General features: G+C 31.6%; 13 protein-coding genes. All 13 read right to left on the reverse strand.

Annotated elements, in window-relative coordinates; all coding sequences use genetic code 11:
- Window positions 1-20: 20 nt before the first annotated feature.
- A complete protein-coding gene (locus tag T537_RS12580) occupies window positions 21-758 on the reverse strand; it encodes a 4'-phosphopantetheinyl transferase family protein (protein WP_031558078.1) in 738 nt (245 codons plus the stop codon).
- A 9-nt stretch (window positions 759-767) separates the two neighbouring features.
- Window positions 768-1,958 carry an ion transporter gene (locus T537_RS0111395; protein WP_031558080.1) on the reverse strand — a complete coding sequence of 397 codons (1,191 nt, stop codon included), beginning with the start codon at window positions 1,956-1,958 and terminating at the stop codon, window positions 768-770.
- Between the two features lie 27 nt (window positions 1,959-1,985).
- Window positions 1,986-3,038 carry a hypothetical protein gene (locus T537_RS0111400; protein ID WP_031558083.1) on the reverse strand — a complete coding sequence of 351 codons (1,053 nt, stop codon included), beginning with the start codon at window positions 3,036-3,038 and terminating at the stop codon, window positions 1,986-1,988.
- A 2-nt stretch (window positions 3,039-3,040) separates the two neighbouring features.
- Window positions 3,041-4,291, reverse strand: a complete 1,251-nt coding sequence (locus T537_RS0111405; RefSeq protein WP_031558086.1) for an ABC transporter permease — start codon at window positions 4,289-4,291, stop codon at window positions 3,041-3,043.
- Window positions 4,288-4,965: an ABC transporter ATP-binding protein gene (locus tag T537_RS0111410; RefSeq protein ID WP_031558088.1), complete on the reverse strand. Its 678-nt coding sequence runs from the start codon at window positions 4,963-4,965 to the stop codon at window positions 4,288-4,290. The genes T537_RS0111405 and T537_RS0111410 overlap by 4 nt, the downstream gene beginning before the upstream one ends.
- A complete protein-coding gene (locus tag T537_RS0111415; protein WP_031558090.1) occupies window positions 4,959-6,722 on the reverse strand; it encodes an ABC transporter ATP-binding protein in 1,764 nt (587 codons plus the stop codon). The genes T537_RS0111410 and T537_RS0111415 overlap by 7 nt, the downstream gene beginning before the upstream one ends.
- A complete protein-coding gene (locus T537_RS0111420; protein WP_031558092.1) occupies window positions 6,722-8,488 on the reverse strand; it encodes an ABC transporter ATP-binding protein in 1,767 nt (588 codons plus the stop codon). Before T537_RS0111420 ends, T537_RS0111415 begins: the two co-directional genes overlap by 1 nt.
- Before the next feature lie 25 nt (window positions 8,489-8,513).
- Window positions 8,514-9,719, reverse strand: coding sequence for a flagellin lysine-N-methylase (gene fliB / locus T537_RS0111425; protein ID WP_155895270.1), 1,206 nt, complete (start codon window positions 9,717-9,719; stop codon window positions 8,514-8,516).
- Between the two features lie 33 nt (window positions 9,720-9,752).
- Complete coding sequence (locus T537_RS0111430; protein ID WP_031558097.1) at window positions 9,753-10,259, reverse strand: hypothetical protein; 507 nt, start codon at window positions 10,257-10,259, stop codon at window positions 9,753-9,755.
- A 117-nt stretch (window positions 10,260-10,376) separates the two neighbouring features.
- Window positions 10,377-11,120, reverse strand: coding sequence for a tRNA pseudouridine(38-40) synthase TruA (gene truA / locus T537_RS12985; protein ID WP_031558099.1), 744 nt, complete (start codon window positions 11,118-11,120; stop codon window positions 10,377-10,379).
- Window positions 11,121-12,710 (reverse strand): GGDEF domain-containing protein, encoded by a 1,590-nt coding sequence (locus T537_RS0111440; RefSeq protein WP_031558101.1) that lies wholly within the window; start codon window positions 12,708-12,710, stop codon window positions 11,121-11,123.
- 24 nt (window positions 12,711-12,734) lie between these two features.
- A complete protein-coding gene (locus T537_RS0111445) occupies window positions 12,735-13,817 on the reverse strand; it encodes a GGDEF domain-containing protein (protein ID WP_027438835.1) in 1,083 nt (360 codons plus the stop codon).
- An 80-nt stretch (window positions 13,818-13,897) separates the two neighbouring features.
- Window positions 13,898-15,916, reverse strand: a complete 2,019-nt coding sequence (locus tag T537_RS0111450; RefSeq protein ID WP_051637237.1) for a RecQ family ATP-dependent DNA helicase — start codon at window positions 15,914-15,916, stop codon at window positions 13,898-13,900.
- Window positions 15,917-15,939: the final 23 nt, after the last annotated feature.

Below are 15,939 nucleotides of genomic sequence, written 5' to 3' on the forward strand. Positions count from 1 at the left end.
GATTAAATAAATAACAGCAATTAAGCTTCCTTAATTGCTGTTATTTTATATCCTAGATATTCACTTTCTTCGATTATTACATTTTGTTTTTCACCATTGTAAATACATTCTACCTTATCTGTATCATGTAGAAATTCTACGTTTAGGATTGTTTTTGTTATTCCACAACCTATCATTTTTGAAAATGCTTCCTTCATTGTCCATATTGTAAAAAAACGATCATGTTTTGTTAAATCGTTTCCATAAACCCAAGCAGCTTCATTTTCTGAATAAAATTTATCTATCATTCTATCACTAAAATTTCTATTACCATCTATATCAATTCCTATTGCTTTTGATGATATGGCTACTACTACTATGCTTGCTGTATGTGAAATATTAAAATAGATATCTTTTCTTGTGGCATATACTGGTTTGCCTTGTCCCATTTCTTCAATTTCAAAATCATAATCTTTATCATAGGAGTCTATTAACTCATCTATTGATACTTCTACTATTGGGCTTTTACCTGCTTCTAATGGTAATAATCCTTCATGGTTTAGCTTTTTGTTATTATCTACATCTACCTCTTCATTTCCCTTTAGTAAATAGTCTTTTGTTGCATAATTTAGCAATAAACCTGCTGTTATGCTTGTTAGTCGTGGCATTTCTACGTGAAGTTTGTCCGTTTTTTTCTTACGATAATCTGTTAATTTTGCATAAGCTATTTCGCTATAATCCTTTAGGCTGCAAGCATTTGCAAGATATATTCTTGTCATCTAATCTCCTTATATATCAATCTCTATTGAATCTTGTATATTCTTCTTTGTATAAACAAAAACTAAATCTCCACTTTTTAATATTGTATTCCCATTAGGGATAAGAATATTACTACCTCTCTTAACCATAAGAACCAAACTGTGCTTTGACATATCTATGTCTTTAAGAGCATATCCTACCCATGAACTTCTCTCCTTTAGCTCAATTTCTCTTATGTGTATTTTATAATCGTCATTATAGCCTTGTGCCCCTAACACAACTTGATCACCTTCATAAATAACAGTATCTCCTCTTGGAACAGTTGCCTCTCCTTTTCTTATAATTGTTGCTAATATAAGACCTTCTGGCACCTTTAAATCCTTTATTTGCTTTGATACCCATTCATGATTTTTTGTCACATTTATTCTAATAAATTTTAAATCAATAACCTTTTCAATATCTGATGAACGTCGTGTGTTATTATATTCTTCTACAAAACCTGCACTAATAATACCTGTTGGAATTGCTACAATACCAACACCAAGAATTGTAATTGCTATACTTAATATTTTTCCCAATTCTGTCACAGGATAAATATCACCATATCCCACTGTTAGAAGTGTAGATACTGACCACCAAAATCCTGAAAAAGCGTTTTTAAAAACCTCTGGTTGAGCCTGATGTTCTACGCTATACATACAAAGAGATGATGCTAGCATCAAGGTCAAAACTATAAAGACAGAAGATAAAATCTGATCTTTCTTTCTATTTATTACTTTAGAAATAACACTTAGAGCATCTGAATAGGCGTTAATTCTAAATAATCTTAGAATTCTTACTACTCTAAACATTCTAAATGCCACTATTCCTGCTGGAAAGAAAAATGGCAAATAAAAGGGAACAAAGGACAGCAAATCTATTATTCCGTCAAATGATAATGCATATTTTCTTATCGCATGTGAATAACTTTCATATGGATAAAGTAAATTCGCTGTCCATATTCTTAAAAAATATTCCACAGTAAATCCTATAACCGTTACCATCTCTATCATATCAAAATATATTCTGTAAGCACTTAATTCATCAAATGTATCTGCTATGGCTATAAATATATTTAATACTATAGCAACTGTTATCAAGACATCAAATAGTCTACTTTGCCAGTCCCCTGTATAACCAATCTGTATGATTTCAAATATTCGCTTTTTCTTTTTCTCCATATTATATCCCCCAGTTATTAGATCTAACTAAATAAAATAATTAGGCAACAATATTGCTCTAATATACTTAGCAGATGGTAAATATAAAGAAATATTCATAAATACATGACAGAATATAAAGCAAGCTATAAGTAATACTAGAGAAACTCCAATAAATAAGTTGAGCTTCCTAAATATTAAACCTAGTATCCATGCATATATTGTGACAAGTACTACGTAAAAAATCCCAATTAATACTTCTTTAATACCAATATTTTCCCCTGAAATTATAAGTGCTAAAGTTGATGAAAACCAGAAAAGTATAGCTCCAATAAAAGCATATACTGGTTTACCAAGTATTTTATATCCTTTGCTAAGAGTTGCGTAAGTCCCTTTATTCTCGTCTTCAATAAACCAAGCAACGCCAAATAAACCACTTACAAAAACCAAAATCGTAAGCACTGCCTTTAACGGAAATTTTCCTGCTCTTTGATCAATTTGTCTTGTGGCAGAACCATCGTTATTGGTATCAATCACCTTAAAATCCAAATGAAATGTCTCATCACCTTCAAGATATTTCTCATATCTGTATCTTGCAATTTCAAGGCTTCTCTCTGTAGCTTTACTAAATGTGCTTTCTGTTCTAATAAACTTCTCTAATATATCATCTGCTGATTCCTTAAAAAGAGTCGCAAAAACTATTTCATTAGTCATTGAACTAACATAATTTGATTCGTTAATAACACATTCCATAAGGCCTTCTATTTCCCCGTCTAAAAGCCTCTTTTGTAAATTGCTTCCGAATACATAACCACATTCTGCCTTTTTATTCATTATATCATTAACTAGATCCTCTCTTGAAGGACAATAATAAAATTCTACAGGATAGTTTCCATTCACCAATTTTTCTGTTGTATTCTTAACGGTTTCATCATTATCTGTAAGACAAATTCCAACTCTTAATTTGTCCGTTTTATTCATAGCCGGAATATTTTTTGCTATTAAAGTAGCCAAGGGAATAGCAATTAACAAACATACTATGAATGGATTACTAATCTGCTTTTTTATCATAAGATAAATCCAAAATAATACTCTCTTCATTGCTACTCCTTTCTAATTCTTAATTTCAAGCAACAGCTGGCAATAAATGTAAGTAGCACACTAATAGCAAGATTTATAGCCATAAGACTTATACTTACATGGCTTGTTATTACCTGACCTGCCAATCTAAAATAATAATAGGTTGGTAAGTAATAACCTATTGTCCTTACTAATTTAGGTAAAAGTGATGTAGGCATAATACACCCTGAAAGGTACATACAAACAATGCCTATAACAAAAAGACCGATAATTTTATAAATTGTATTATTGATCAGAGTAAAAATAAAATATATAAAGCTTAGTAAAGAAACATTTAATACCAATAATGCTGTCATGGATTTTAACAATCCAATAACAGAATCTATCTCTACATAGTTATATACCCCTTTATATCTTATTCCTGCTAGAGATACAAAAATAAGTGCTAACCAACCTATTGCTGTATAAACAACACTTGTACTTGCTATCTTACTAAAGCTTATATAACCTTCTTTTATATCTATGATTCTTAAGACCTTAGTTAAGCTATTATTATCTAGCACAAAAAGTTTTTCACATATAATGCCACTAAATAAAAGTAGGAATAAAAAACCAGTACATATATAGAATTGCATTGTTGAAAGGCCCTCTGTCTTAGATACATCAGTTACCTTAAAATATACGTTTCTATCTATTCCATAACTGAAATAAATCTCACTTAGTTTATTTTCTAATCTTTCTCTTCTATCGCCATCAACTTTTAAGATAGAATCTAGTATATCATCCATAGAATATATTCCAGCTTCAGCTGTACTTAATACTGATGTTCCTGAATCAAGCATTTCCTGATAAATATAGGATGAATTATTTACACCAACCTTTGGAAAAATTACCTCTATACTCTTATTGCTTCCATTCATTACACTCCTAATAAAGCCTTTAGGAATAACTACAACAACTGAGATTGTACCATCCTTTAATTGCGTTATTGCACTATCGTAATCCATCTCCGTAAATTTGCATACAGAAGATATGCTTTCTTCCTTGGAAATTAGAGAAACAGCCTGTCTTATCATTTTTGATGAGTCTTCTTCATCATAACAGATAGCAACATTTAACAAGTTACCATTTTTGTTTTCTTTTTTGTATTTTGTTATACCATATGCTGCAAAAGCAACTATAACAGCTATAATAGCTGCTACCACTATAATCTGTGGAATCCATAACAAAGCACTTTTTATCTGTAATCTAAGATATTCTAATTTACGTTTCATCTAGATAACCCTTTCATTACTTCATTATGTGTTCCAACTTTAACTTCTTTTAAGACTCCGTCATTTAATAAATACATCTTAGTTGCAAGTCCTATTTCGTAATCCTCATGACTAGCCAAAATTACAGTTCCACCAACAGCCATATAGTTTTTAATATATTCCTTAATCTCTTGCTTACAAACTATATCAAGAGATGCACCAGGTTCATCAAGAATTAAAATTGGTGGATTTTTAGCTAGAGCTGCGCAAATGCTCAATCTCTTCTTCATACCACCTGATAACTGTTCTACCTTCTTATTTAAGAATTTATCAACTCCAAAAATCACAGGAGCACCATTAACTAAATCGGCCTCCATGCTTCTACCTGTTCCCATGTACCAAAATTTAAGGTTATCCTTAACGCTTAATCCTTCCATTAAAGGATTTTCCTGTGGAATATAGCCTATCATCCTATCAAACACCTTAGCATTAGCTAAAGCGTTATTTCCATCAATACTAATCTGGCCTGATGTAGGCTTATTACTTCCTGCAAGAATTGATAAAAGGGTTGTTTTACCACAACCATTAGAACCAATGATTACGGCACATTCTCCCTTATTAACCTCTAAATTAATATCCTTTAAAATGCTGTTTTTACCATAGCGTTTTGTTATATTTTTTGCACTAATTAACATGTTTCTCCCTTTGTTGCCTTTATAAACTGACTCTCATATAAAGTCTTATAAAAGCCATTAGCCTTTAATAATTCCTCATGATTTCCCTGCTCTATTATATTTCCGTCTTTCATTACTAAAATTACATCTGCATTCTTAATTGTTGAAAGTCTATGAGCTACAATAAAGCTTGTCTTGCCTTCCATAAGTTTTGCAAAAGCATCCTGAATCTTTAATTCTGTTCTTGTATCAATTGATGATGTTGCCTCATCTAATATAAGCATTGGAGGATTAGCTAACATTATACGTGTTATACATAATAGCTGTTTTTGTCCTGCCGATAAGCTACCACCATCTTCTCCAATTTCTGTATCAAGACCCTTAGGAAGCTTCTTTATAAAGCCCCATGAATAGCTGCTCTTACAAGCTTCTATAATTTCTTCTTCGCTGGCATCTTCCTTAGCCATAATAATATTATCTCTTATGGTTCCAGATTTAAGCCATGTTTCCTGTAATACCATACCAAAAGCACTTCTAAGTGCAGATCTTTTTATATCTCTAATATCATTGCCGCTTATTTTAATGCTTCCGCCCTTAACATCATAAAAACGCATAAGCAAATTAATAAGTGTTGTCTTACCGCATCCTGTTGGTCCAACTATGGCAATTCTCTGTCCTTTTTTTACATCTAAATTAAAATCTGTAATTAACTTTGTATCATCTGTATATGAAAATTCAACCTGGCTTAGATTTACACTTCCATCAATATCAGTTAGGTCTTTATTATTCTCATCTGTAATTTCTGGTGTTTCCTCGATAAGTTCAAAAATACGTCCTGCGCATACAATAGCATTCTGTAATTCTGTAATAACACCTGAAATCTCATTAAATGGCTTAGTATACTGATTAGCATAACTTAAAAATGAAGCTAATTCACCTACTGATATACCACCATTAATTGCCAATACACCACCACTAATTGCTACTACTGCATAAACGAGTGAATTTACAAATCGTGTTGATGGATTAGTTAAACTTGAAAAGAATACAGCTTTTAATGAATATTCTCTAAGTCGTTCATTTATTTCATCAAATTCTTCAATGTATTTTTGTTCGCTGCCAAAGGACTTTAAAACCTTGATGCCATTAATTGATTCATCTATAAGTGCTGTCTGCTCACCTCTAGTTTCTGACTGTCTCTTAAAGCTATTAAATGACTTCTTTGCAATAAGCCATGCACATATAAGTGAAAGTGGTGTTAATAAAACTACAAGGGCTGTAATTCTTGCATCAATTAAAATCATAAATATAATTGTGCCAACTATAGTTAAGACTCCAGTAAAGAACTGAGTAAATCCCATAAGTAAACCATCAGCAAATGTATCTACATCTGCAATTACACGGCTTACAATATCTCCATAGGAATTACCGTCAATATACTTAAGTGGCAATTTTTCAATCTTATCAAAGGCCTCATCTCTTAAGTCCTTAGTAACTCCATATGTTATTCTATTGTTACACATATTCATTATCCATTGAGAAATGAATACGCCTATAATTACAATAGCTATTCTAATAAGTGTTACAAACACATTTGAAAAATCTACCTGGCCCTTGCCAATAATATAATCAATTGCCCTACCAATTAAAACTGGTACATATAACTGGCAAATTACAGTTATTATTGCCATTAACATACTTAGGCTCAAAGATAATTTATATCTTGCAACTCTATTTAATATTTTTGCTAATACAGCTTTTTTCTTATTCTGACTCATTAATTAACACCTCCATTCTTATTGTCTGTATTGGTGCTAAACTGCGAATCATATATTTCTTTATAAATACTACAACTCTTTAGTAATTCCTCATGATTTCCCATGCCAACAACCTTACCATCATCAAGAACAATTATCTTATTACAGTTAAGTAATGAAGCTGCTCTCTGTGAGATAATTACAGTTGTTACATCAGATAAATCTCTTACAATTGCATTTCTAAGTGCTGCATCTGTGGCATAATCAAGGGCTGATGAGCAATCATCTAATATAAGAATTTCTGGATTAGCTGCAATAGCTCTTGCTATGTTTAATCTTTGTTTTTGTCCACCAGAAAGATTTTTGGCACCCTGATTTATCATATAATCAAGGTATCCTTCCTTCTTAGATAAGAATTCTTTTGACTGAGATATATTTATTGCTCTCTCAAGAGTTTCATCGGAAATATCAGTTCTTCCAAAGGTTAAGTTCTCTCTAACAGTTCCACTAAAAAGCACTGCTTTTTGCATACATACCGAAACCTTAGATAATAATCTTTCTCTTGGAATGTCCTTTATATTCACACCATCAATTAAGACACTACCACTTGTAGCATCATAAAATCTTGATATTAAGTTAGCAACACTAGTCTTTCCTGAACCTGTACCACCTATAATACCAATCATGTCTCCTTTATTAGCCACAAGATTTATATCTGTAATTGAATTTTCACTGTTTCCTTTATAACAAAGAGAAGCATGTCTTAATTCAAACTTAGCTACATTTTCTTTAGTCTCATCTGATTTAGTATCATATTTATCACTTAGCTTTTTAAATTCCATTGAGCTATTAATATTAAATACATTCTCAACTCTACTTGCACATGCTAAGGCCTTAGTTACTGTAATAATTAAGTTTGCAAGCTTTATTAATTCAACTAAGATCTGTGACATATAATTATATAGGGCTACTACCTGTCCCTGTGTTAAATCACCTGAGTTTACTTTAAAAGCGCCAACATAAATTAATGCAATAATACCGCCATTAACAATTATATATGTAAGGGGATTCATTAAACCTGAAATTCTACCAACAACTCTTTGAAGTTTGTTTAAGTCTTGATTTTCATTTTTGAATCGAATGTTTTCTTTTTTCTGCTTATTAAAAGCTCTAATAACTCTTACACCTGTAAGATTCTCTCTTGTTGTAAGTAAGACTTTATCTAGCTTATTCTGTACTTCTTTATACATTGGTCTTGTAATTGCCATTATTCCAAATACAATCACTGCCAACACAGGAATTGTAACAACAAAAACCAAAGCCTCTTTAAAGTCTATTGTAAATGCCATTATCATGGCGCCAAATACAATAAATGGTGATCTTAAAAATAATCTTAATACGAGATTTATTCCATTCTGTATTTGATTTATATCACTTGTTAGTCTAGTAATTAAGGTTGATGTTCCTAATTCGTCATAATCAGTAAATGATAAACTTAAGATATGTTCATATAAACTATGTCTCATCTTAGTAGCGCCACCAATTGCAGCTTTTGCACTAAAATACTGAGCTGTTATTGAACTAGCTAAGCCAATAATTGCAAGTATTATAAGCATTAAACTACACTTCATAATAAAAGCCATATCCTTATTAGCTATACCCTTATCAATAATTTGTGAAACTACCAAGGGTACAAACAATTCAAATATAGCTTCTAACATCTTAAAAAGTGGTGCTAGTACGCACTCTTTTTTTAACTGTTCCAAATACCTTAGTATCATCTTCATATTGCATACCACCTTTTTTATTTTACTAATCTAGCATAAGACAAATTGCCTCCAAATTAGCAATAGAGTAAATTTCTTCAGTTACAAATTTCTCGTTATATACTTCGAAATTTGAGTATGAATGTTCAAATTGTCGTGAATAAAGATGTGCAATGTCAACTTGTTTATCAAAGTCAAATTCCTTACCATTTTCATACCAAACAGCTAAACCAGCCATTTTTAATACTATATACCAAACTATACAAATTATAGCCTTAAGTAATAAATCATAATCATTTACAGCATCTAGGCAATATCTAAATATTGTATAATTAAATAGCTGCTCATATTCTTCTAGTCTTTCGCCCATATATTCATTAAATTCGTTTTTTAATTCTATGGCTTTTCCACTAGATTTAATTTCTTTGTAGAAATTATCCACAGCTTCACATACTTTATACCAATCAGGGTTAATAACTTCCATCCCTTCAAAGGCATCAAAGTAATGCTTCATGATTTCGAAATATTTAGCTTCTGCTGGTATTCCTAGCTTTCTAGCTGATAGTTTTTTTGTTTCTCTTCTTCTTTCGCGAATTGTATTTATCGCATTGTCAACAAGTTCCTTGTCTTCATAAGCTTTTAGTACATTGCCAATCTGTTCATCTTCTTGAATATCAAGAAGTCTTTGGACATCTCTATTCATTCCAAGAAAAGCCGCTACTCTTTCTCCAAGCTTATAATCCTTATCATTTATAAGCTTAAAGCTTAAGCTTCTTGCTCTTCTTAGCAACATATATACAAAAGGGTCAATGTCATTTGGCTCTACTTCTTCATCAATTGAAGATTCGCTAAATTCCATCATACCTCTTTTAGCAAAAATTATTTCACCTGCGGTTATACATGAAGGCGCAATTCCCATTTCCTTAACGCCACCATAGTTATTGATAAATCTAGGAAATTCTGCACATGTATCACAAAGCTTATCCTCACCTAATTCTGTAAACAAATCGCATAGATTCTCAGAGTTTAAAAAAGGACATCTTTTATCCCTTGTTAATCTGAATGTACATCCACCTTCATCATCATGTATGCTTACTTCCTTAAGTCTATCTCCAAAGGCACCCTCTACACTTTTATAATAATCATTGGCCTTCTTATCAACATCTACATCCCAGCCTGCGCAACATGTGTCAGTGCAGTCTCCTGCTATACATTTAAACTCCTCATAATACTTTGGTGTTACTAGTTTCATAATTCCCACTTACTTCCTCATATATTTATTATATTATCTATTCTTAATTGCATTAACTACATCAATTATAGCCTTAATTGCAAAAGGCAAACAAATCACAACACACACCATAAAGAGATAAAACTCATGGGGATTGCTTATTAAATAATTAACCTCTTCAAGATTATAAATTGTATTTAAAACATTCATGTCATTAATATATTTAGCATATTCTATACTAAATACCATAAGTACTGCTATTGACGATGAACTTGCTATTACTGCAGATAACACAAAGCAAATATTTCGTACTATATATTCATATTTAGCAGCTGTCCTTTTGGCTCTAATACTTAAGATAAAGCACACAAACAACAATAATACAAACAGACAATAGTTAGACGAGAGTGAAATAGCTAATTCCATACCTCGTTGATCAGAAACAGAGCTATAATTTCCAATCAGATTAAGCATTGCCGCAGCTGCTCTTATTCCCATTACTTCACAAATAATCATTACAACACTATAGACAATCTGTCTTCTTTTTTCATTTCTATTCATAATCTCTCCATATCAAGTCTAAATTTGATTAAAATAAAAAAGCTTGCTTGTTAAAATACAAGCAAACTTTATTTTACATTATATAGCGATAAATTTCCACTTTAGATTATTATTACATTATTTCGCATAGTGAACTTTTAGTAATGTAAGTCCTCTTGCTGGAGCTGTAGGTCCTGCTAAATTTCTATCTTTAGCCTCAATTAATGAGATCATAGATTCCGGACTTCTCTTTCCTTGACCAACTTCAATTAAAGTACCACTAAGGATTCTTACCATGTATTGTAAAAAGCCCTTACCATGATAAGTCAAATACATATATCCATTTCTACATGTAACATCGATTGAATATATTTCTCTTACTGTGGATTTTTTCATCTTAGGATTACCACAAAAAGACTTAAAATCATGTTCACCAACAAGATAAGTTGTGGCCTTTCTTATAGCCTCCACATCAATCTTACCTTCTAGGTAGGTAACATATTTTCTATCAAAAATAGGTTTTTTATCACCAATATAGCAAGCATACTGGTAAGTCTTTCCCATTGCATTATATCTTGCATGGAATCTATCAGATGCCACCTTAACTTCTAGCACTCCAATATCATCTGGAAGATAATGATTCATATAGTCTCTAATTTCTATTTCATTCATATCAGTTTCCATATGAACATTGCAAACATACGCCTTTGCATGAACACCTGCATCAGTTCTTCCACATCCTATAACCTCAACCTCCATTCCAAGCATCTGCGCAAGAACACTTTCAAGCTTTCCCTGAATAGTCATTTCAATATCAGGCTGATGTTCCCATCCATAAAATCTAGATCCATCATAAGCTATTGTCATTTTATAATTCTTCATTTATTTTTCCTTCATTCTTCTTTTTTCTTCATACATTGTTTCATCAGCTCTTTTATAAACTGTCTCAAAGTCTACATCATCTTCCCCAAAAATTGCAAGACCTATAGCAAGACCTGTCTTTGGATTTTGCTTTCTATGTACTGAATCAATAGCCTTTAGTCTAGAGACTCTTTTTTTCAAGTTCTTATGATATGACTTGTTTACTACAACAACAAATTCATCTCCGCCTACTCTATAAGCTTTTCCAATACCGCTAAATACTCTCTTTATAGCATCTGCTGCCCAACAAATGTATTCATCACCCTTATCATGTCCATAATTATCATTAATATATTTCAGATTATTAAGGTCAATAGCTATAATTCCTGTGTTAACAAAATCTGTAGTGTCCTCAATTGTATACTCAAGTTCTCGTCTATTATATAAGCCTGTCATTTCATCAATTCTTGACTGAGCCTTATAATATTCTGCAAGCTTTCCTTCTTGTATAACCACAAGAGTTTCTGAAAAACCCTGAACACTTAACAATAAAATATATATGAGAATAACAATTTTTCCAAATATATCGCTAACTGACTTATCTGCTATAAATAAATATAAATCCATCAAAAAAACTATAAACAAAATTGTAAAACCAATAATCGTAGTTATGCTTCTTCTATCAAGGCCATAATTATTGATTCTCCATATAATGCCATAGACTGTATACATAAGGCAAATAGAAAGCTGCAAGTTTATAATCCATGCAGATTGTCTAAATTCATATATGCCAGTGGCATGACCTATAATTAAAGCAATAACTGTAACACAGTTTAATGAAACTATAATATACGACAACTTAAGTTTTGTCACTTCTAGATATTCATTAACATACATAACATAAGGAATTCCTAGAATAAGCAAAAGTACATAGCTTATCAATGAGGCTATACCTCTATCGTAAAGCACTGTATAAGATAATTCTGTTTCATTAAATAGCCATATTCCTAAAATCACTGAAAACATAGAAAAATATAGCATAGAAGTATCTTTTTTAATATTTTTATTAGAAGCAAACCATAATAAAAATAATACAATTCCAAGAACTACACTTACAAAAGCAACACCACCATTTATTGTAGCGCTCTTTCCTATATCTTTATAAAGTGTCGACATGCTACCAAAACAAAATTCTGGTGAAAATGCCTTTTGATCCACATATGAACTTTTTAATACTATCTTAACCGTAGATGTTCCCCTTGGTATTTCACAAACATTCATCCTGAAACCTACAGTACTACCAAAGAAGCCATTCTTTGCCTCAATTCCAACAAGGGGCTCATTATCTGCGTAAATATACACATTTTGGTGTAGACTTCTAAATTTAAAAGCAACACTGTAATCCAGTCTCCAATTATTTGTAGCACTAATCATATCAAAATAATATGTAGACTCATCTTTACTTGTAAACACCTGTGTCGGTGCTATTTCAATTATTGATTCATTATGATACTCAATCTTTTTTGTAACCCCTATTACAGCTCCACTTATAACATATAAAACAGCTATAAGCACAACAAGCTGTGAACATATTTTTATTCTTTTTTTCATTTACTTCTCTCCTAAGTATTTGCACTATCTTCTAACAATAACATTCTTACCCTTATTCTTAGCTTCAAATAGCGCCTCATCTGCAAGTCTAAAAATTTCCTCAAAACTCTTTCTCTCATATGTAGCTGTAATTCCACCGCTAAATGTACATTTGTTATTGTTAGGCCCCATAAAAGAAAAATCAATCATTGAAAAGCTTTCACGCAAGGCATCAAGTAGTTCTTCATGCTCTTTTACGCTTCCTCCATTAAAAACAAATACAAATTCTTCCCCACTAAATCTGCCTACAATAACATATCTTTCATCAATTAGACTATTTAATAATAAGCCCAAAGTCTTTAATACTTTATCTCCATTATCATGTCCATATTTATCATTAATAGTTTTAAAATCATCTACATCAATAACTGCAACTGTAACTGGATTATACTGATTAGCACTTTTTAGCATATCTTCACCCTTAATTAGTACATATCCCCTTGAATGTACATTGGTTAATGGGTCAAAATCCAACTGTCTTTTTAATTCTAATTCCCTTTCCATGCTATTCTTATCTAATTCGCTTATATTTTTGGCATACTCCTCCATAGCATTAGAAATCAAGAAAGCCAGTACAGTTACAACAGCACATATAATGGCGCTTTGCATATAATACATAAATTCATCTGGATGGCTATTACAAGCATTCACAAAACATATGCAAATAACAAGCATTCCATAGATAAACATAACCCTTAATAACTTAAGATCATGAAAAACACTGCAAAAAATCAATGCTCCTATATGACATAACCATAATGGTGTGTAATAGCTATGAAAAATAGCTATATTTGCAATCATTGTACATAAACATATAGAGCAAACCCAGTATTTTGTTATGTTATTTTCTTTAGATGATTCATTAACAGTCTTTACAACTATCACGGTAATTATATTAATTATATTTGGTAACACCACTCTTAATACATGAAGAGGCGACTCACTTAATAAACTGACCTTTTCTACATAATATATAAAATATGCCACATCTGTTATTAAGCATAATAATAGACCTACTACCATGATTTGGGCGATTAATTCCCTAATTCTTGCCTCTAATTTATTCATAGATAACACATCCCATATTATTTTTTTCTCATAAATCTCTAATTAAATACTAAAATCATTCTGGAATGTTGTCAATAAATTTAAAAACTATTATCCATGTCCCAGTCTTTTTTATCTACTAAATCCCCTTCAAAATCAGCTATAGCCTTAGCAAAATAATAGCCATATTTTTTATTCTTATTCTCACCTACACCTGATATTCCCATCATCTGTGTAAAGGTTTTTGGTCTATAAACACACATCTGCATTAAGGACTTATCTCCAAAAATAATATATGCTGGCATTTTTTCTTCTTTAGCAATTCTTTTTCTTACTTCCTTAAGTTTAAGAAGTAATTCCTTACCTTCACTTGTTAAGCTTATGCTTGAAGAAGATGTATAGTAATCCTTACTAATACCAAATTTCTTAGGCTTTCTATCATTATAACCTTCATAATTATCCATGTAGTTGTAATTCTTATTAGTCCTATAATTAGCATCACTTCTATAGAAATTAGATGTATTGGATGTATATGATTTTTCCTTATCCTTACTATCATCTCTAATATAGACGTGAATATCCCCGTTATCAAAGGTCTTTCTTTCTCTTCCCATCTGAAGAAGAGGATATTGTCCTGTGCTTTTAGTTAATACATCTAACCTTAATAATTGCTCTATTATTTCCTTAATCTGTCTATCTGTAAATCCATTTAGTGCACCATAACATGAAAGCTCATTAAGACCGCTATTTATAATCCTATCGCTGTCCACTCCCTGCAATACAGATACTACCATTCCAACGCCATATCTTTCCCCTAATTCATAAACTGCCTCTACTATAGTTGTGGCATATGTAGTAACATCCATAAATTCCACTTCTTTACAGCAATTACAACAGTGTCCGCAAGCTGTCTTAGATCTAGACTTTTCATCATTATATTCTGCCTGCTCACCGAAATACTGCAATATAAAGGTTCTAAGACATCCCGTTGTATTACAATAGTCAATCATTGTATTTAGTCTTTTTAAATCTCTTCTTGCAATCTCTTTCTGGGTTTCTATATCTATATCTTCTCTAGCTTCCTTATTCTCAATCAAAAATTTATTAATAATAATATCCTGAGGATTATATAAAAGCACGCATTCTGATTCTTCCCCATCTCTTCCTGCTCTACCTGCTTCCTGATAATAATTCTCCATAGATTGTGGCATATTGAAATGTAACACATATCTAACATCAGACTTATCTATTCCCATACCAAAGGCATTAGTTGCAACCACAACCTTAACCCTGTCATAAATAAAATCATCTTGATTTTTACTTCTTTCATTAACGGATAATCCTGCATGATATCTTGTTGCAGCTATCCCGTTAGAATTTAAGAGTTCACACACCTCTTCTACATTCTTCCTAGTAGCACAATATACAATTCCACATTCATCACTATGGCTTTTACAGTAACTAAGCACTTCATTTTTCTTGTGATTTACATGCTTAACGCTAAAATATAGATTTGGTCTATCAAAACTTGTTATAAATATTTGTGGATTAATAAGACCAAGAATTTTTACAATATCCTCCTTAACCACCTTAGTAGCAGTAGCTGTAAAGGCTGTAAGAACAGGTCTTTTCTCTAAGCTATTTATAAATTTTACAATGTTAAGATATGCTGGTCTAAAGTCCTGTCCCCACTGAGAAATACAATGTGCCTCATCAACTGCCACCATAGATATATCAATTACATGTATCAATTCAAAAAATCGCTTAGTATCTAATCTTTCAGGTGCAATATATATTATCTTATACTGGCCTCTACATGCATTGTCAAAGGCCATATTAATCTGTCTTTCTGTAAGAGAACTATTAATATATGCTGCGTGAATACCTGCCTGATTAAGAGCAAAAACCTGATCTTTCATAAGGGAAATCAAAGGTGAAATAACTATAGTTATTCCAGAAAACATTAAAGCAGGCACCTGGTAACATATAGATTTACCTGCACCTGTAGGCATAATTCCTAAACAATCCTTACCACTTAGTATTTCGTCTATTATTTCTTTTTGTCCATCTCTAAAATCATCATATCCAAAAACTGACTTTAATACTTCTTCTGCCTTCACTTTTTATACCCTTTCCCTTTATT

Source organism: Lachnospira multipara LB2003 (assembly GCF_000702205.1).
Classification (GTDB): domain Bacteria; phylum Bacillota; class Clostridia; order Lachnospirales; family Lachnospiraceae; genus Lachnospira; species Lachnospira multipara_A.